Annotated in this window: 22 protein-coding genes; 12 read left to right on the top strand and 10 right to left on the bottom strand. The window is 63.1% G+C overall.

Annotation, left to right across the window (positions count from 1 at the left end; genetic code table 11):
- Positions 1-38: 38 nt before the first annotated feature.
- The 3 genes from JN279_RS16030 to JN279_RS16040 all read right to left on the bottom strand — a co-directional run bounded on the left by JN279_RS16030 (position 39) and on the right by JN279_RS16040 (position 1826).
- Positions 39-287 carry a hypothetical protein gene (locus JN279_RS16030; protein WP_202353308.1) on the bottom strand — a complete coding sequence of 83 codons (249 nt, stop codon included), beginning with the start codon at positions 285-287 and terminating at the stop codon, positions 39-41.
- A gap of 60 nt (positions 288-347) precedes the next feature.
- Complete coding sequence (locus JN279_RS16035) at positions 348-554, bottom strand: hypothetical protein (protein ID WP_096448296.1); 207 nt, start codon at positions 552-554, stop codon at positions 348-350.
- Positions 555-854: 300 nt separating this feature from the next.
- Positions 855-1826, bottom strand: a complete 972-nt coding sequence (locus tag JN279_RS16040; protein WP_096448294.1) for a DUF535 family protein — start codon at positions 1824-1826, stop codon at positions 855-857.
- A gap of 973 nt (positions 1827-2799) precedes the next feature.
- Between JN279_RS16040 and JN279_RS16045 the strand changes: the two genes are divergently transcribed.
- Positions 2800-3099 (top strand): DUF1236 domain-containing protein, encoded by a 300-nt coding sequence (locus tag JN279_RS16045; RefSeq protein WP_096448292.1) that lies wholly within the window; start codon positions 2800-2802, stop codon positions 3097-3099.
- A gap of 95 nt (positions 3100-3194) precedes the next feature.
- Here JN279_RS16045 and yghU read toward each other — a convergent pair whose 3' ends face one another.
- Positions 3195-4061: a glutathione-dependent disulfide-bond oxidoreductase gene (gene yghU / locus JN279_RS16050; protein WP_202353309.1), complete on the bottom strand. Its 867-nt coding sequence runs from the start codon at positions 4059-4061 to the stop codon at positions 3195-3197.
- 433 nt (positions 4062-4494) lie between these two features.
- Here yghU and JN279_RS16055 point away from each other — a divergent pair, with 433 nt between their 5' ends.
- Together JN279_RS16055 and JN279_RS16060 are read left to right on the top strand one after the other, a co-directional pair.
- A complete protein-coding gene (locus tag JN279_RS16055; protein WP_202353310.1) occupies positions 4495-5400 on the top strand; it encodes a S1C family serine protease in 906 nt (301 codons plus the stop codon).
- Positions 5401-5419: 19 nt separating this feature from the next.
- Positions 5420-6385, top strand: coding sequence for a LysR family transcriptional regulator (locus JN279_RS16060; protein ID WP_202353311.1), 966 nt, complete (start codon positions 5420-5422; stop codon positions 6383-6385).
- Positions 6386-6401: 16 nt separating this feature from the next.
- Here JN279_RS16060 and JN279_RS16065 read toward each other — a convergent pair whose 3' ends face one another.
- Positions 6402-7130 carry an SDR family oxidoreductase gene (locus JN279_RS16065; RefSeq protein WP_202353312.1) on the bottom strand — a complete coding sequence of 243 codons (729 nt, stop codon included), beginning with the start codon at positions 7128-7130 and terminating at the stop codon, positions 6402-6404.
- Positions 7131-7256: 126 nt separating this feature from the next.
- A complete protein-coding gene (locus tag JN279_RS16070) occupies positions 7257-7712 on the bottom strand; it encodes a MarR family winged helix-turn-helix transcriptional regulator (protein WP_095200616.1) in 456 nt (151 codons plus the stop codon).
- Between the two features lie 65 nt (positions 7713-7777).
- Here JN279_RS16070 and JN279_RS16075 point away from each other — a divergent pair, with 65 nt between their 5' ends.
- On the top strand, positions 7778-8251 hold the full coding sequence (locus tag JN279_RS16075) for a cupin domain-containing protein (RefSeq protein WP_202353313.1): 474 nt from the start codon (positions 7778-7780) through the stop codon (positions 8249-8251).
- 28 nt (positions 8252-8279) lie between these two features.
- Here the strand turns inward: JN279_RS16075 and JN279_RS16080 are convergent, their stop codons facing one another.
- The gene (locus tag JN279_RS16080; protein WP_202353314.1) at positions 8280-8891 is read right to left on the bottom strand and encodes a hypothetical protein; all 612 of its coding nucleotides are present in this window, start codon (positions 8889-8891) and stop codon (positions 8280-8282) included.
- A gap of 244 nt (positions 8892-9135) precedes the next feature.
- Between JN279_RS16080 and JN279_RS16085 the strand changes: the two genes are divergently transcribed.
- Positions 9136-9735, top strand: a complete 600-nt coding sequence (locus JN279_RS16085; protein ID WP_202353315.1) for a YdeI/OmpD-associated family protein — start codon at positions 9136-9138, stop codon at positions 9733-9735.
- Here the strand turns inward: JN279_RS16085 and JN279_RS16090 are convergent.
- Positions 9714-10685, bottom strand: coding sequence for a LysR family transcriptional regulator (locus JN279_RS16090; protein WP_202353316.1), 972 nt, complete (start codon positions 10683-10685; stop codon positions 9714-9716). The genes JN279_RS16085 and JN279_RS16090 overlap by 22 nt on opposite strands.
- Before the next feature lie 126 nt (positions 10686-10811).
- Here JN279_RS16090 and JN279_RS16095 point away from each other — a divergent pair, with 126 nt between their 5' ends.
- The 4 genes from JN279_RS16095 to JN279_RS16110 all read left to right on the top strand — a co-directional run bounded on the left by JN279_RS16095 (position 10812) and on the right by JN279_RS16110 (position 13684).
- Positions 10812-11291 (top strand): carboxymuconolactone decarboxylase family protein, encoded by a 480-nt coding sequence (locus JN279_RS16095; protein WP_202353317.1) that lies wholly within the window; start codon positions 10812-10814, stop codon positions 11289-11291.
- A 52-nt stretch (positions 11292-11343) separates the two neighbouring features.
- Positions 11344-12096: an SDR family oxidoreductase gene (locus JN279_RS16100; protein WP_202353318.1), complete on the top strand. Its 753-nt coding sequence runs from the start codon at positions 11344-11346 to the stop codon at positions 12094-12096.
- A gap of 61 nt (positions 12097-12157) precedes the next feature.
- Positions 12158-12586, top strand: coding sequence for a cupin domain-containing protein (locus tag JN279_RS16105; protein ID WP_202353319.1), 429 nt, complete (start codon positions 12158-12160; stop codon positions 12584-12586).
- Between the two features lie 66 nt (positions 12587-12652).
- The gene (locus JN279_RS16110) at positions 12653-13684 is read left to right on the top strand and encodes a mechanosensitive ion channel family protein (protein WP_202353320.1); all 1032 of its coding nucleotides are present in this window, start codon (positions 12653-12655) and stop codon (positions 13682-13684) included.
- On the opposite strand, the gene JN279_RS16115 is transcribed toward JN279_RS16110, so the two are convergent.
- Positions 13667-14155, bottom strand: coding sequence for an RrF2 family transcriptional regulator (locus JN279_RS16115; protein WP_202353321.1), 489 nt, complete (start codon positions 14153-14155; stop codon positions 13667-13669). The genes JN279_RS16110 and JN279_RS16115 overlap by 18 nt on opposite strands.
- Positions 14156-14244: 89 nt before the next feature.
- Positions 14245-14874, bottom strand: a complete 630-nt coding sequence (locus JN279_RS16120) for a glutathione S-transferase family protein (RefSeq protein WP_202353322.1) — start codon at positions 14872-14874, stop codon at positions 14245-14247.
- A 281-nt stretch (positions 14875-15155) separates the two neighbouring features.
- Here JN279_RS16120 and JN279_RS16125 point away from each other — a divergent pair, with 281 nt between their 5' ends.
- The 3 genes from JN279_RS16125 (at position 15156) to JN279_RS16135 (ending at position 17332) form a co-directional block, all read left to right on the top strand.
- Positions 15156-15854, top strand: a complete 699-nt coding sequence (locus JN279_RS16125) for an SDR family NAD(P)-dependent oxidoreductase (RefSeq protein ID WP_202353323.1) — start codon at positions 15156-15158, stop codon at positions 15852-15854.
- 17 nt (positions 15855-15871) lie between these two features.
- Entirely contained in the window at positions 15872-16501 is a 630-nt protein-coding gene (locus JN279_RS16130; protein ID WP_202353324.1) for an NADPH-dependent F420 reductase, read from the top strand.
- Positions 16502-16870: 369 nt separating this feature from the next.
- Positions 16871-17332, top strand: coding sequence for a hypothetical protein (locus tag JN279_RS16135; RefSeq protein ID WP_202353325.1), 462 nt, complete (start codon positions 16871-16873; stop codon positions 17330-17332).
- Positions 17333-17532 lie beyond the last annotated feature (200 nt).

Here is a 17532-nt window from a genome sequence, read left to right on the forward strand (position 1 = left end):
CTACGATGAGGCCTTGGCAATTGGATTTTTGGCATGGCTCAGCGGCGGTCGAAATCGCAGACCCGTACCTTCTCGACAACCCAGTGGTGATGGCGCCAATGCTTTCTGATCTTCACGAAGCAATGCCGGTTGTGATGTTTGCGCCAGCGATGATCGCGCCAGTGATGCCGGCCGTTATGCATGCCATTGTCCGTGGTGATGATGAGGCTGGCGGCCTGCGTCGGGGCGATGTTGACGGGGGACAGGACAGAGACAATGAGAAGTGCCGACAGCAGAATGGTTTTCACTTTGGATCCTCCAATTTATGCCCATGAGAAGGCGGCGGAACGTTACGGAGCGGATTTCGATCAGTTCGACGCTCCGCGATCGGCTTGCTGAAACGATCGCGCTGGCACCGAAGACAGGGCGTGTGAGTCCGAAGAAGCCTCGCCGAAATAGAGCAAACCGCCGAGCACGAGGAATACTATCCCCACCACCGCCAGTCCGACCATCAACACCGCGATCGCCGTACCCGGGCCGTGGCCCGTTCTGGTGATGATGGACCGATGGTGCATCGCTCTTCCTCCGAAATCGAGTCCGGCCCGCAGACCTTGCGGCAAACGACGGCAGAGGCGGGATGTTCCCGATGAAGAGCCGCGTCGGCCTTTTGCGTTTCCTTTTGGGACCAAGGTCTTAGGTGGCTGGAACAAAGGTCCGGTGAGTCCTGTTCGGTTCCGGCAATGTCCATTGGATGTTCCACTATTTTAGCCAATTGAGATATAATTCCTTACCCTCTCGAGGGGCCAAGGCGGGCGCCGAAAAGCGCAAAATGGTGCCGTCCGACATGCCCACATTGATGTGCCATTCTCCACATTTCATCGGACCAAAGGCCCTTTGTGAGGAACTTCGTTCAGTCCGGGCGGCGGAGCAAAGAGGCTCATGCCAAACGCCAGGAATGCGAACTTGTAGCCCTCTCGCCGGCTGAGCGGCTCTGCCATGTCGCGGCTGCGCACCGGCATGACAAAGCCGAATTCGCCGCCCTGCGGTCCGCCGCGATCGATCCAGTACCGGTCCATGTCGGCACGCTTGCCGGCGCGTTTTTCGGGCGAGCGGAAGTTGATGGTGTGCCTGGCGTCGCAGACGCCGAGAAAATGGCTGGCGCCGCCTCTGATCGCGATGCCTTCGATGACCAGCAGTGCGGCATCCTTGGGCCTGAGCCCGCACAGATCGCGCGTGGCGTCGATGACGGCACGCTTGGCCTCCGGCTTCCGGCTGCCCTGAAGTCCGCCGATCGCCACCGTGTAGCGACCGCTGCCCTGGGGGCTCGCGCCCAGGCGATAGAGGACGAAGCTCAGCCTGACCAGGTCGAGCCGGTCGCTCTGCCGCGTCAGGGTGATCGAGAAGGCACCTTCGTGACCGGTGCCGGAATGAACGGACAGACGCATGGTCAGCACATAGGCATCGCGCCGTCCGGTCACCTGGCCGATGTCCACCGCCCGCCCGCGCCAGGCTGCCTCCAACCGGTCTCGCGGAAAGCCCGCCGCCGCGAGATTGAAATGGTCGACCAAAAGGTCGAAACCGCGATGGCCGGGCAGCCCAAGGGCGAAGAATTTGTAGGGTTTTTTGCGCAGAAGGTCGTCATGCGGGCAACCGAGCCCATGCCGACGCCGGAAATCCATGAGGAAGCGGAGCCATTTGAAGACACTCACCGGTTTGCAGGCGAAGCGGGTGAGAAAGATCCTGGACTGCCGCATCCCCAGCCGCCCGCAAAGGGCCATGACCTGGCCGAGGACGCCGGCGGTTTGCCGCAGCCAGGCGTCCCGCTGCTTGTTCGTCTGGATCGTCAAGATGTGTCCCGCGGCTGGTCTCGCGGGTGGCTATCCCCAGGGCATTACGCGGACATTGCGCGGAACCCATGAGGGCGTTTCATCAGAGAGGCGCTCATGCCGAATGTCCCCTTGAGGGCTCGCTCCAGCGACATCGAACCGCTCGGTTTTCCCTGTGGGACCAAGGTCTTAGGTGGTGTCCGTAAAAGGTCCGATAGGCCCTGTTCGGTTCCGGCAATGTCCATCGGATGTTCTGCTATTTTAGCCAGATGAGATATAATCCGGCAGCCATAGTGCCGATATAATCAGGCGGCGATAGTGCCGTCGGGAAGGTACCCAGGCATACCCTCTGGCGTGGCTTTGTGGGAAGGTCTACCAGCCCATCCATTCGCGCGTGCGCCAGGCAAGGCCTGCAAAGGGCGCCATCAACGCGATAACGACAAACATCAGCATGAACGGGTGCTTGGTGGCGGAGGGTCTGGGTGCCATGTCGCGATCATCCTTGCTGGGAGGTTCATCGGGGAAATGCGGGGAACAACGTAGCCACGGCGGCATGGTTGCATCCATGCAGGCACGCCGCTCATGGCTGGAACCGGATGCCGACGCCGACGTTTTCCCGATGTGACCGGTGAGGCTGCCACCTCCGCCGGCACCGTTTAAAGGCTCGCTCTGCTCCCGGCAGAGCGGGCCTTTTTCGTGGTGCTGGACCACGCATTCGGGAACGACAGCGCGCGCTCTACGTTAGGTGTCGCTAAGGCAATCGACGAATCGTGTTTCCTGAAGGAGCGCCCGGGTGCGTCTTCGGGCACAGATGTATTTAATATTCGCTCTAAGGTTCGAAATCTATCACGTATTGTTGAAGAATTAAGCGAATATATAAAATCGAAATTTGTCGGGCGTGCCGAATTTATTCGGAAAATTGCGATGGAACTTCACGGCGCTGGCTGAGTTTTCCTCCTGGGTGGCAGTTTGATACCCAATAATGGAGGTTACCATGAAACATTATCTTTCGAGTGCGGCAGCTGCGATCGTTCTGATGGGCGGCCTTGGTGCGGCCATGGCGGACACAATCGTCGTTCAGCCCGAGCAGGAGACGGTGGTTCGCGAATACGTCAAGAAGCAGCCGCTGGCTTCGGTCAATCTGCTCGGCCTCGAACTCAAGCTCGGCTCGCCGGTTCCTGACAAGGTCGAACTGCGCGAAGTGCCCAACGTCAAGTACCGCGTCGCCGTGATCAACGACCAGACCGTCCTGGTCGACCCCGAGACCCGTCAGATCGTCGAAGTGCTGCACTGACCATGGCGTGGCAGTGAGTGTGACGCCAGTATAGCGTCGAGAAAAGCCCGCCACGGGTCGTGGCGGGCTTTCTTGTGAGGTGGCTTTGCCGCCTCTTATTCGGCGGCCAGCTTGTCCTGCGTGTTCGTGTCGAAATCGCTGGCGTCGTGGCGCTCATGCAACTGCATGGCCGGCTCGCCGAAGGCGCGGTTGACCATGCGGCCGCGCTTGACCGCCGGCCGCTCGTCGATCGCCTTCGCCCAGCGCTGAACGTGCTTGTATTCCTGCACCGACAGGAACTCGCCGGAATCATTGTACATGCGCCCGAGCGCCAGCCCGCCATACCAGGGCCACACCGCCATGTCGGCGATCGTGTAATCCTTGCCGCCGAGATATTCCGTTTCGGCCAGCCGGCGGTCGAGCACGTCCATCTGGCGCTTGGTTTCCATGGCGAAGCGGTCGATGGCGTATTCGAATTTCTGTGGCGCATAGGCATAGAAATGGCCGAAGCCGCCGCCCAGATACGGCGACGAGCCCATCTGCCAGAACAGCCAGGACAGCACTTCCGCGCGCCCCGGCTGTTCGGTGGGCAGGAATTCGCCGAATTTTTCGGCGAGATAGACCAGGATCGAGCCGGATTCAAAGATGCGCACCGGCGTCGCGCCGCTGCGGTCCATCAACGCGGGGATCTTGGAGTTGGGGTTGACCTCGACGAAGCCGCTGCCGAACTGGTCGCCATCGTTGATCCTGATGAGCCAGGCGTCGTATTCGGCGCCCTTGTGGCCGCGCGCCAGAAGCTCTTCCAGCATGACCGTCACCTTGACGCCATTCGGTGTCGCCAGCGAATAGAGCTGCAGCGGATGCTTGCCGACGGGCAGTTCCTTGTCATGCGTCGGTCCGGCGATCGGCCGGTTGATGCTGGCAAAGGCGCCGCCATTTGCCTTGTTCCAGGTCCATACTTTCGGCGGGGTGTATTCTGTCATGTCGGCCTCGTGGAAGAGCGTGGGAGCGGGATGGGCGGATCCAACCATAGCTAGGGCTGCGGAGGGGGAAGTTCAACTTGCATTGAACTATTGTTTATGCGGGCGCGATCTTCCCTTCTCCCTTTGTGGGAGAAGGTGGATCGGCGCGCAGCGCCGAGACGGTTGAGGGGTGGGTGACGGGTGCCGTCCTTGCCAAGCTGGAGCACCCCTCATCCGACCGAGCTTCGCTCGGCCACCTTCTCCCCCAGGGGGAGAAGGGAAGATCAGCCCCGCCGCGCGCCGGCCCTTCGCAGGCTCAGGGCGTTCGAAGCTCGAAAAGCCAAGCAATTGGCTTTTCGTCCGCTGCGCGGACCGCCTCTCACCCCTTGCGCGCTCCTCTCAACGGCATACCTATAGAAGAAGCCGCCAAGCATTTGCATCGCAGGACAAAATCATGGCCATCAATCCCAATCCGCGCTCCGTCGTCGCCGTGCGCGCCACCGTTCCCGACGATGCTTTTACCGCTGGTGCGCTGGGCACGCTTAGGGAAGGCAGCGGCGTCGTCATCCGCAATGACGGGCTGGTGTTGACCATCGGCTATCTCATCACCGAGGCCGAGGAGGTCTGGCTGACCGCGCATGACGGCCGCGTCATCCCCGCGCATGCGCTGGCCTATGACCAGGAGTCCGGCTTCGGCCTGGTCCAGGCGCTGGCGCCGACCGGGCTGCCGGCGGTGGCGCTCGGCGATGCCGGCAAGGCCCGGATCGGCGACGCGGTGGTGCTTGCCGACGGCGTCGGCCGGGCGGTCGAGGCCAAAATCGTGACCAAGCAGGAATTCGCCGGCTATTGGGAGTATCTGCTCGACGAGGCGATCTTCATCGCGCCCGCGCATCCGTCCTGGGGCGGGGCGCCGCTGTTTAGCGCCGATGGCGCGCTGCTCGGCATCGGCTCGCTGCGCCTGCAAATGAGCCGCGCCGGCGAGGTCGCCGATATCAATATGGTGGTGCCGATTGATCTGCTGCCGCCGATCCTCGACGATCTCTTGACGCGCGGCCAGGTGGCCAAGCCGCCGCGCCCGTGGCTCGGCGCGCTGTCGGCCGAAAGCGACGGCAAGGTGGTGGTGATGAGCGTCACCGAGGGCGGCCCGGCGGCCAAGGCCGGCCTGCGCCAGGGTGATGTCATCTCCGAGGTTCGCGACGGCGCCGTTGACGGGCTCGCCGACTTCTATCGCAAGCTGTGGGACAGCGGCTCGGCCGGCGCCGAGATCCCGATGCGGGTGGTGCGCGACGGCCGCGAAACCTGGCTGCGCGTCAAATCCGGCGACCGCGGCAGCTTTTTGAAGAAGCCACAGCTGCAGTAGCCGGACGATTTCGCCGGCGATGCATCCGAGACTGCTCAAAACCTTCCTCGCGGTGGCGCGCAACCGCAATATCACCCGCGCCGCCGAGGCGGTGAACCTCGCCCAATCGAGTGTCAGCGACCAAATCCAGACCCTCGAGGCCGAACTGGGTGCCGCGTTGTTCACGCGCTCCAAGGCCGGCCTGGAGCTGACACCGGCAGGGCTGGCGCTGAAGCCGATCGCCGAAGAGTTGCTGCGGCTCGATGGCGAGGGACGTGCGGCCGTGCTGGCGGCGGTGGGACAAACAAGCGGAACGCTGACCATCGGCGCGCTGGAAACGATCGCCTCGGCCCGGCTGGCGCCCTGGCTGCCGGGATTCCAGGCCCGGCATCCCGATATCGCCGTGCGGATGAAGGTGAGCGACAGCGGCACGCTGCGACGCCTGCTGGAGGACGGTGACATCGACGTCGCCTTCTGCTTCGAGCGTAGCGATGCTGAGAAGGGCGCCGATGCGCGCCTGGCCAGGCGCACGATCGGCGCCGAACCGTTGGTTCTGGTCGCGGCTCCCGGGCAAGTCACCGCGCCGCGCGACCTGGCAGACCTTGCCGCGCTGCGCTTCGTGGTGACGGAGCCCGGATGCATCTACCGGCACATGTTCGACAGCGCTTTTGCCGAGGCGGATATGGCTCCGCCCAAACCCGCGGCCGAAGTTGGCAGCATCGGCGCCATTGCCCGGCTGGTGGCGACGGGTGTTGGGCTCGGCCTCATTCCCCGTCTCGCCGTCAGCGATGCGCTGGCGCGTGGCGACCTCGTCGAACTGCCATGGCCCGGCCGAGCCCAGGCAGCACCGCTGACGATGATCTGGCGACGCCGGCGCGTCCAGCCGCCGGCGCTCAGGCAATTGCTCGCCGCCGCGCGCGACACGCTGATGCCGGAACGCTTGGAAACGAGTTCAGATATTGAGTCGGTGAACCGCCCCAAGGCCTTGTTTCCGAACACTCCCTGACAAAGGCGGTCACCAGCTAAACCAACCGGTGCCCGCCTTCGACATGCATCGTCGTGCCGGTCGTAAAACTATTGCCGATGAGGAAGAGAATAGCGTCGGCGATGTCTTCTGGCTGGCCGACCCGGCCGACCGGCAGCCGCTTGGCCATCGCGGCCAGCGTCTCGGCTTTGCGGTCGCCGGCGACCTGCGCCCAGATCTCGGTGTCGACCCAGCCGGGTGAGACGGCGTTGACGCGGATCGGCGCGAGTTCAACGGCCAGCGCCCGCGCCAGCCCTTCAAGTGCCGCATTGACCGCAGCGACGACCGAGCCGCGCGCGGCTGGGCGGTAGGCGGCGATGCCGGAGACGAAGCTCATCGAGCCGGTTGCTGCCAGCCGTGGGGCGCCGTGCTTGGCAAGCAGCAGCGGGCCGAACAGCTTGCTGTCGACCATGCGTTGCGCCGCCTTGAGGTCAAGCTCCTGCAGCAGCCTGTAGGCGCCTTCTATGTCGGCCGCCGTACTGATGATGTGGTCGAGGGCGCCGATGCGCGCGAACAGGTCCGCGACCTGGTCTTCCCGCGCTATGTCGACGACGGCAACGTCCAGGCCGGCGGGATTGCCCAGCGCCTCGCGCGCCTTTTGCAGCCTGTCCTCGCTGCGCCCGGCGATGACAACTTCAGCACCGGCCTCGACGCAGCGCCTGGCCAGCGCCAGGCCCATGCCGGAGCCGCCACCGACGATGAGGATCTTCTGGTTCGAAAGGTTCATTTCGCTCTGCCTTTGCTGGATGGGACAAGGGCAGGGAATTGGCAGGTCGGCGTGCGGAGGGGAAACGGAAGAAACCGTTGGTGCCATCGGAAAAGCCGATGATGCCGCGCACCAACGCGGTTTCGTTCAGCGTACCAGCGGGCTGTCCCAGACGACGAACAGCAGCGCCTTCAGCTGGTCGAAGCGCTCCGGCCCAAGCTCGCTGCGCCACTCCTCCTCGATGTCACGCAATATGTCGACCATTTTCCAGAAAGCGGCGTGGCCGCGTTCGGTGGAGTGCACAACGCGCGCGCTGCCTTCGCCGTCGGAGCGGACGATATAGCCGTACCCTTCGAGGCTGCTGAGCAGCTGGTTGATCGCCTGTTTGCTCATGCCGGCACGTTCGGCGATGGTGCCGGGGCGCGCGCCGTCCGGGCCGGGAAACTGCAGCACGGCCATATGCGGCAGGCGCAATTCGTCGAAACCGGCGGCGTTGAGCTCCTTGATCAGCCGACGCTGGATGGCCTGCGCCGGCACGCGCAGCAGGGCGCCGATCAGAAGATCCTCGGTCTTGGTCTGCAGAACTTCGGTGGAGGTGGCCATTGACGATCCGGTAAATTGAGTTTACTGATAACTAGTAAATGTAATTTACCGGAGGGGTTTGCGCAATGTCAGCCATGGATCTTCAGGTCAACCCAGCCAATGAGACCATCGGCACCAAGGGGCTGTCGGTCCGCTTCCTGGTATCGGGCGAAAATTCGAACGGCAGTGTCGCCGCCTTCGAACTGATGGTGCCGGGCGCGCAGCGCCTGCCCGCGCCGGCGCACAGCCACGATCATTACGAGGAAACGATCTACGGCATTGACGGGGTCCTGACCTGGACCGTGGACGGCAAGCCGATAGAAGTTGGGCCGGGGGAGGCGCTTTGCATCCCGCGCGGCGCCGTCCACCGCTTCGACAACAATGGCACCAGGGATGCCAAGGCGCTGTGTGTCATCACGCCGGCGGCGATCGGTCCGGACTATTTTCGCGAGGCATTCGGCTTGCTCAACGCCGCCGCCGGCGGGCCGCCTGACAAGGCCAAGATGATGGAGATCATGCGCCGCCACGGGCTGACGCCGGCAATGCCGCCACCGGCCTGACGCCGGCCGCAGGGGCAGGGCGCGTCCCTTATTCCTGGCAAGCGGAGAAGGCGTCGCCCGAGTTCCAGTCCTTGAAGGCAACGATCTGGCCTTCAGCCGACACGGTCTTGTGCTTCGTGCTGCCGTCCGGCTGCTGCTTCGAGCTGGTGCCCTTGCCGGTCAGCACATTGTAGTCACAGGCGCTGGCGGCATTCTCCTGCAGATAATCATCGGAATCGTAGGCGAAGCCGGCAACGATGAAGGCGCCGTTGCGCCAGGCGATGGTCAGCGTCTGGTTGGTGCGCTCGCTGCCGATCTCCGGCGCCGGCAGGTAGAATTTGATAGAGCCGTTGGGCAGCATCGTCAGTTCCGGCTCGGTGGCGGAGTTCTCGTAGCCCGGCCGGTCGTAGCCGTTCCAATCGCCACCGATCTGCTCGCGCACGATTTCGACGGGCTTGAGGTAATTGTGCTCGATATCCCTGAGGAAGAAATGGATGTCCATCGGGTCGCTCGGCCCGGTCTCGACCACCATGGCAAGGTCGGGAGCGCCGTCGCCGTTGAAGTCGCCGGTCACCGCGTTGATGATCTTGCGGGTTTCGATCGGTTCGGACAGCGCCACGCCCGGCAGCAATAAGGCGAGGCCGAAGAGCAGAGATTTCATTGTGGCATGTCCCCCAAAGCCTGACGGCTTGCGGTGGTATAGCACGGTGGGAGGAAGTGACAGGGGCCGGCGGCGTTGCACTCTTGCGGCAATGGGGCGATGGATGGTGTGTTCCAGGTCTCGTTTCAGCGTGTCCCATTACTGACGGAAACTGGCAGTGGGCCATGCCATGATGCCGGGAATCGTAGAATGACGGAGGCAAGATGACAGGGACGCCAGCGACAACGAACCGGCAGGCCCGCTGATGGCGCCGGTCAAGGTCGATCCCGACAAGGTCCGGGAATTCCCCGATGCAGCGAGTTTCTACGCCTGGCTCGGTCAGCACCACGCCACGGAAAGCGAGGTGTGGATCAAGGTGCACAAGGTCGGATCGGGACTGAAGTCGATCACGCCGAAGGAGGCCATCGACGTGGTGCTGTGCTTCGGTTGGATCGACGCGGTGCGCAAGGGGCTGGACGAGAACAGTTTTCTCCAGCGCTACACGCCGCGCGGCAGGAGGAGCATCTGGAGCAAGATCAACATCGACAATGTCGCGCGGCTGATCGAGGAGGGCCGCATGACCGGGCATGGGCTGAAGCAAGTCGAGGCCGCCAAAGCCGACGGGCGCTGGGCACGCGCCTATGGCGGCAGCAAGGAGATGAAAATCCCCGACGATCTGCAGGCGGCCATCGATGCCGAGCCGGCGGCCAAGGCCATGCTGGAAAAGCTCAGCGCGCAAAACCGCTTCTCGCTTGCCTTCCGCACCCACAACATGAAGACCGAGGCCGGCCGCCGGAAGAAGATCGAGACCTTCGTCGCGATGCTGAAACGCGGCGAGACGATCTATCCGCAGGGCAAGAAGTAGGAGCCTTCGGACGCGGGAATGAGGGGCGATGGTTCGGTCTGCGAGGGGGCCGATGATGCCATCAAAATATCGCCCCGCACGGCCTGGACAAGAAAGTCGAGGACCGTCGTCACACGCAGCGGTATATTCCGGCGGGATGGGTAGACGACGTTGATCGGCAGGCGCGTCGGCGGAAAATCCGGCATCAGCCTGACCAGCCTGCCGGATTCGATGTCCGACCCGGCCAGAATGTGGGAGAGCACCGCAAGCCCGGCTCCTGCCAATGCCGCGCGATGGACGGCCATTGAATTGTTGGCGACAAGGCGAGGCTCGATTCGCAGAACAACGTCGTCCGCTCCACTGGAGAACGACCATGACCGGCCGTCGCCGCCACGGCTGTAGCAAATGCAGGCGTGATCCCTGATGTCCTGCGGCACTCGCGGTTTGTCGCGTCCCTCGAGATAGGCCGGCGAGGCCACGAGAAAGGCGGTTGTCCAGCCGATCCGGCGGCACATCAGGCTGCTGTCGCCGACCGGCCCGAGGCGCACCTCGAGATCGATTGCGTTGGCGACCAGGTCCGACGGCCCGTCGCGAAGGACGAGCTCGACTTGCAGGTCGGGATGGCGCTCCAGCAACGCTGCCAGGCGGTCGCTGATGAAGTAGCCGAGCGGCGTCGGCAGGCTGAGCCTCACCTTTCCGGAGACGGTTGCCGCTTCGGCGCTGCTGGCCTGGCCGAGCGCTTCGACCGCTTCGATGACGCGCAGTGCCATCGGCAGCATCTGTTCGCCCTCCGCCGTCAGGGCAAGCGCGGTCGTCGTGCGATGCAGAAGGCGGGTCTTCAGATGCGCCTCCAGCGCGGAGACCTGCCGAGATACCGCCGGCTGCGTCAGGTCGAGGTCGATGGCGGCCGCCGAGAAGGACTTTGTCTGCGCAACGCGCAGGAACGTTCGCAACGCCGATACGACATCCATCCTCGCCCTCATACTTTTCGACATAAGCCTTATGTCCGCATCCTAGGCGGGTGGCGCTTTACTGTCCAGAGATTATGGATATTAAATATCCTTAAGGACATCAAATATCCTCAAAAAGGGAAAGCCATGACACAGCGCCTCAACGCCGCGCAGCAATCGCCTGAATTGTTCAAGAAGCTCATCGATCTCAGCATGGCCGAGACACGCGGCGCCATCGAAGAGAAGATCCGCGATCTGGTCCACATCAGGGCCTCCCAGATCAATGGCTGCGCCTTCTGCCTCGACATGCATGTCAAGGAAGCCAAGATTCACGGTGAGAGCGAGCTGCGGCTCCATCATGTCGCCGTCTGGTGGGAATCGACCCTTTTCATCCCCCGTGAACGCGCCGCCCTTGCCTGGACCGAGGCCGTCACCAAACTCCCCGAAGGTGGCATCCCGGACGAGCTCTACGAGCGTGTGCGCGGGCAGCTTTCGGAGAAGGAAATCTCCGACCTCACCTTCTCGGTCATGGCCATCAATGCCTGGAACCGCGTCAACGTCGCCTTCAAGACCGTGCCCGGCTCCGCGGACAAGCTCTACGGCCTCGACAAGGCCGGCCTGAACTAAACCTTTTCTCGGCCCATCAATCAAAGCGGCGCGACCGCAAACGGAGACTATTATGAAAATCGTCATCATCGGGGGCACCGGCCTCATCGGTTCCAAGACCACCGAACGCCTGCGCAAGCAGGGCCACGAGGTGATCGCAGCCGCGCCGAATACCGGCGTCAACACCATCACCGGCGAAGGCCTGCGGGATGCGCTCGAAGGCGCGGAGGTCGTGATCGACCTCGCCAACTCACCCTCCTTCGAGGACAAGGCGGCGATGGACTTCTTCGAGACGTCGGGCCGCAACCTGCTCGCGGCAGACAAGGCCGCCGGGGTCAAGCACCATATCGCGCTTTCGGTTGTCGGAACCGAACGCCTGCAGGATTGCGGCTATTTCCGCGCCAAACTCGCCCAGGAGAATCTGATCAAGGCTTCCGGCATTCCCTACACCATCGTCCATTCCACGCAGTTCATGGAATTCCTGGCCGGCATCGCCAAGTCGGGCACGGTCGGCGAGGCGGTGCATCTGTCGCCCGCCTATGTGCAGCCCATCGCATCCGACGACGTCGCCGACGTCATGGCCGGTGTCGCGCTCGCGGCACCGATCAACGGCATGATCGAGATTTCGGGTCCGGAGCGCGTGCGCATGAGCGAGCTCGTCGCCCGCTACCTCAAGGCTGTCGGCGATCCTCGCGAGGTGGTGGCCGATCCGGAGGCGCTCTACTTCGGCGCGCGGCTGAACGACAGTTCGCTCGTCTCCGACAACAATCCCCGCCTTGGCCGCATCACCTTCGAGCAGTGGTTTCCGACCTCGGCGCGGAAGTGACCGCCAGGATGCGCCGTGGCTCAGGCGCGGCACATCGCTCAACACAAAAAGGAGTTTTCAAATGATCAAGTCAATCACTGCCGCTCTCGTCATGACGGCAGCACTGGCCGGCCCGGCCGGAGCCGCTGAGGCCCATGACGCCGGCGAGAAGGCCGCCAAGGTCACCCTCGTCTATGAGCATGAACTGCCGAATGTTCCGGGCAAAAGCATTAGGGGTATTCTGGTCGAATATGGCCCCGGCGGCACCTCGCCGGCGCATACGCATCCAAGCTCCGCCTTCATCTACGCGACGGTTCTGGAAGGCTCCATCCGCAGCCAGGTCAATGACGGCCCGGTCAAGGTCTACAAGGCCGGCGAGAGCTTCTCGGAGATGCCCGGCGATCGCCACAGTGTGAGCGCGAATGGCAGCAAGACGAAGCCCGCGAAGCTGCTGGCGGTGTTCGTGGTCGATACCGCGCAGAAAGAACTGACCTATCCGGTCAAGAAGTAGGCGCAAAGGCCGGACGCCTTCCTGGCGTCCGGCCGCGCCTGCAAGCTCAAATCCACCGGTGAGTCCATGTTCGGCGATCATCTGGCTCTGATCCTGATCAACCTTCTCGGTGCTGCCGGTATTGTCGTCTGGTGTTTCCAGGGGCGTGGGCGTCCGATGGCGCGCCTGGTCGTCCAGATCCTGTTCTTCGCCGGCATGACCGCGGTGCTCGGCCTCAGCGGTATCCTGCCGCATTGGGTGGGTGAGATAGATCTCACAGATGTCCAAGGCGGGGGCGCGTATCTGGCGAAGTCGGCGCGCATCCTCTGGTGGGTACACCTTGCCTGGACGCTTGTCGGTTTCGTGCGCCTCTACATTGTCCTGGAACACCGGCCGCGAGAGGCGCGCCTGCTCCAGGACCTGGTCGTCGCTGCCATCTATCTCGGCGTGGCGCTGTCGATAACAGGCTTCGTTTTCGGTGCTCCTATCGGAACGCTGGCGGCAACGTCGGGCGTGGTCGCGATCATTGTCGGGCTGGCGCTGCAGAACACGCTTGGTGACGTCTTCTCCGGCATCGCGCTGACGCTGGGGCGACCCTACACGCTCAGTGACTGGATCATGCTCGGCGACGGCACGGAAGGACGGGTCGTCGAGACGACCTGGCGCTCCACGCATCTGCTGACCGGCGCAAACAACATCGTCGTCCTGCCCAACAGCGTGTTGGCGAAGCTCAGCCTGACCAATCTCAGCCGTCCCGACGCGACGCAGCAGATGACCCTGACGGTGCGGATTGCGGCCACGCAGGCGCCGCACGTCATCGAAGCGGCCATGCATACGGTTCTCGCGAGCTGCCAACGGATCATCCAGGAGCCGGCACCGCTTGTCGCGCTCAAGGAGATCGACGCGGTGGCAGTCGGGATGGACCTGCTCTTTTACGTGGCCGGTCCGGGCGACCGGATGCGGGCGAGGAATGAGGTGATCGACCTTGTCCATCGTCATTGCGAGGTGAGCGGCCTTTCCCTTGCCCTGCCGCCCCAGAGTTATGCCGGCGCACTGTCCGCGATGAGAGACCTGCCGCCCGCGCTGGTCATGCGTTCGCATTCATCCGGCGCGCTCTAGCACCCATTCGAAGCTGTCCTTCCACAGTTCGGCGGGGATATCCTGCGCCAATGCCTCGGTGAGGTCGGAAAGCCTGACGGCGCGCAATTTGTCACGCCAGGCCTCATCGGCTTCCCACATGATGCGCGCCACCGGGCAAGGGCCGCTTTCGCAATAGCCCTGCGGACGACACGGATTGTTCTCGCGGATATTGTTGCACACAAACGTCCGCGCCTTGCCCTCCACGGCTTCCACGATGTCGAGGAAGGTCAGCTCGGCCGGTGGCCGCGCCAGCCGGTATCCGCCCGACGGCCCCAGCGTCGTATCGACCAGTCCCGCCTGCGACAGGCTTTGCAGTGCCTTGGAGAGATATTCCTTGGGAAGGCCGTGGAACTCGGCAAGCGCTTTTGTCGAGAGATAGCGCCCCTCGGGCAGGCCGGCGAGAATGGCGCAGCAGTGCAGCGCCCATTCGACTTGGCTTTTCAGGATCATCCACGGATTCCGGCCGACCGAACTCTATTAAGGATATGAAATATCCCTATTCTGCCGTGGTGTAAACAGACAGGTCTGGAAGCAGAGCCTCAGCCGCCGGAATGCGGGTCGATGCTGTAGGGGTGGACGGGGTAGCCGGGGCCGATGGCATCGCGCACGCGGCCGGTCCAGGCGAGGAATGCCGGGTAGTCCGTTGGAGAAAAACCGCAATCCCCGGCGCGGTGGCTGTAGGCATAGATGGCGATGTCGGCGATGGTGAGGTCGCTTCCGGTCAGGAACGGCATGCCGGCAAGGCTGCGGTCCAGCGCGGCGAGCGTGCGGGCGCCGGCTTCGCGCTTGCCGGCAACCATGGCCTGGTTGCGCTCGAGCCGCCCGGTCAAGGTCCAGAAGCGCAGCGAGCCGATGACGGGCTCGACATTGTACTGTTCGAAGAACAGCCATTGCATGATCTTGGCGCGCCGGTAGCGGTCCGCCGGCAGGAGCGGCGTGCCTTCGGCGAGGTAGGTGAGGATCGCGTTGGATTCGGCGATGGCGCTGGCGTCCTCCAGCTGGAGCACGGGAACGGCACCGGCCGGGTTGAGTGCGTGAAACGCATCGGTATGGCTCTCGCCCTCGAAAATCGAGACGATGCGGGTCTCGTAAGGGATCTTCAGCAGGCCGAGCAGGACCCGGACTTTCCAGCCATTTTGCGATGGCAGATAATCGTGAAGCGTGAGCATGGCCGGTCCTCGTGATGGCTGGACGATCGCATGGTGCGATGCCGGACGACACCCGATTCCTGCTCGGGCATGAGGTTTGGGGCAGGGCAAATTGCGGAAACCTCGGCGCTTGAACACCCCCCTCTGCCCTGCCGGACAGAGGGGGGTGTGACGGAACGCGACGTCGGACAGCTCGATGAATTCACGCATCAGGTCGAACAATGACTGCGATCTCCACCGCCTAATAAACCAATTCCGTCCGTGCCATCTTTCCCTGAGACGACATACAGAGGCATCCCTACATGACCACACCCCCCAACAAAGTCGCCCTCGTCACCGGCGCCAATCGTGGCATCGGGCTGGAGACCGGCCGCCAGCTGGCGAAACTCGGCTTCACCGTGCTGCTCGGCGTGCGCGATGTCGCCAAGGGCGAGGCGCCGGCGAAAGGGCTTGGTGGCCATGTCGAGGCGATAGCGCTCGATGTTGCAGCACCTGACGCCGCAGCAAGGGCAGGCGATGAGGTGCAGCGCCGGTTCGGCCGGCTCGACGTGCTGATCAACAATGCCGCCATCCATTACGACAGCGGCTCGCGCGCCTTGCGGCCGGACTGGACCGTGATCCGCGAGGCGTTCGAGACCAATGTCTTCGGCGCTTGGCGGGTGGCTGCGGCCTTCGCACCGCTGCTCAAGGCTGGCGGGCATGGCCGGCTGGTCAATGTCTCTTCCGAAGGCGGTTCGCTGGCCTCGATGGGAGGGGGCGCACCGGCCTATTCCACGTCGAAGGCGGCGCTCAATGCGCTGACTTGCGTCTTGGCGGCCGAACTGCGCGGCTCCGGCGTGCTGGTCAACGCCATCTGCCCTGGCTGGGTCGCCACCGACATGGGCGGGCCGGGCGGGCGCCCGGTGGCGCAAGGGGCGGCGGGCATCGTCTGGGCCGCGACCTTGCCGGATGACGGCCCGACCGGCGGCTTTTTCCGCGACGGCAAAAGGCTGCCTTGGTGAGCGAACAGGAGGCGAAGATGAAAATAGGCATTCTGGGCGCCGGCATGATCGGCGGCACGGTCGGACGGCTGTGGGCTGAGGCCGGACATGAGGTGGCCTTCGGTGTGCGGCATCCCGAACGGTTGCACTCGATGCTTTCCGGCCTTGGCGGCAAGGCCATGGCGGGCTCGGCCATCGATGCCGTTGCCGGCGCGGATGTCGTGCTGGCCGCCATCCCGTTTCGGGCATGGCCGGGTGTCGCGGCCGAGATCGCGGCAGCACTCGGCGACAAGGTGCTGCTCGATGCCACGGTGCCCGACCCGCCGCGCGACGGCGCTTTCGGCGACGCGGCACTCGCCCGCAAGGACGGCGTGGCTTTCGCCGTCACGCCGCTGCTGCCGCTTGCAAAGCTGGTTCGCGCCTTCAGCACGGTGATGTGGACGACGCTGCAATCGCAGGCGCATCGCGCCGGCGACAGGATAGGCATTCCACTTGCCGGCGACGATGCCGGGGCTATCGCCCTGGCAGGGGAGTTGGTGCGCGATGCCGGCTTCAATCCGGTCGTGGTCGGACCGTTGTCGCAGGGCCGCCGCTTCGATCCCGGCACGGCCGTTTTCGACAGCGGCATGAGCGGGCCGCAGGTTCGGGCCGCTCTCGGGGTGACTTGAGGCGGTTCACGATATGATTCGTGGAATTGCCTTAAGCGCCTGTTTTTGCGTATTTCCGATGGGATGCCTTGCCCATTTTCACACCAGAAAAAGCCGCCCTCGCTTTTAGCGAATGGCTGCCCTTTCCCGGAAGCCTGATCGTTCGGTGTCACCCCAAGCAGCTTCAGAGCATTGGCGAGCGTCCTGACGCCTGACCGTCGTTGACGTCGTCGATGGCCTCGATGAAAGCGCTACGAACCGTAGGCTCGAACTGGCTGACCAGGATTTCGAAGCGTTGACGAGGGGGCAACAGAGCATCGATCTATCGACTCTTATATAAGAATATGCTTAATTACCGCTGAAAGGCTTAGCGATTCCAGAGAAAGTCAAATGAAACCGTTCTATGTGCTTGCCATAGTGCCTGGTGCTCTGACTGGATGCGGCACCTATACGCCAAGGGAGGTGGCTAATCCTCCAACAATTACGGTACAACAGGCGCTCAACGACGTTGGCGATGGTTTGAACGGCCTTCGCGCAAAGACGAATGGAAAATATGGCCTAATCGTCGATGAAGTTAACGTAAGCTTTAATATTAGCTCGAAAGCCACCAGCGACGGCAAATTGGGAATAACGACTGACAAGATACCGATAGGTGGCGGCGGACTTCTTGGAGTTACAGCCAGTCAGGATTTGGCTAACGAGTCGAATAGAGGCAATCAGATATCCATCAAGCTGAAGAACATCGCTACGGCCGACTTGAAGGGAAACGACACTCTGATCAAGCGCTGCTTGCAACACCCTGATGATTGTACGGTGCTGTTTTCCAAGCCCGTTACGGGTGTGGTCAAATAGACATCAAGCCGCACACCACGCCTTCCAGACCACCGTCGGACCCGCTGCCGGAATAGGCGTCAGGTTCGCGATGGCGCTTGGGGTGGCTTGAGGCGGTTCACGATCTGAATCGTGGAATTGCTGTAAGCGCCTGTTTTGACGAACCTTCAGCGGATCTGGCTTGCCTTGTCGCACACAAGAAAAAGCCGCCCTCGCTTTTC

Origin of the sequence: Mesorhizobium sp. 113-1-2 (assembly GCF_016756475.1) — a bacterium.
GTDB lineage: Bacteria > Pseudomonadota > Alphaproteobacteria > Rhizobiales > Rhizobiaceae > Mesorhizobium > Mesorhizobium loti_C.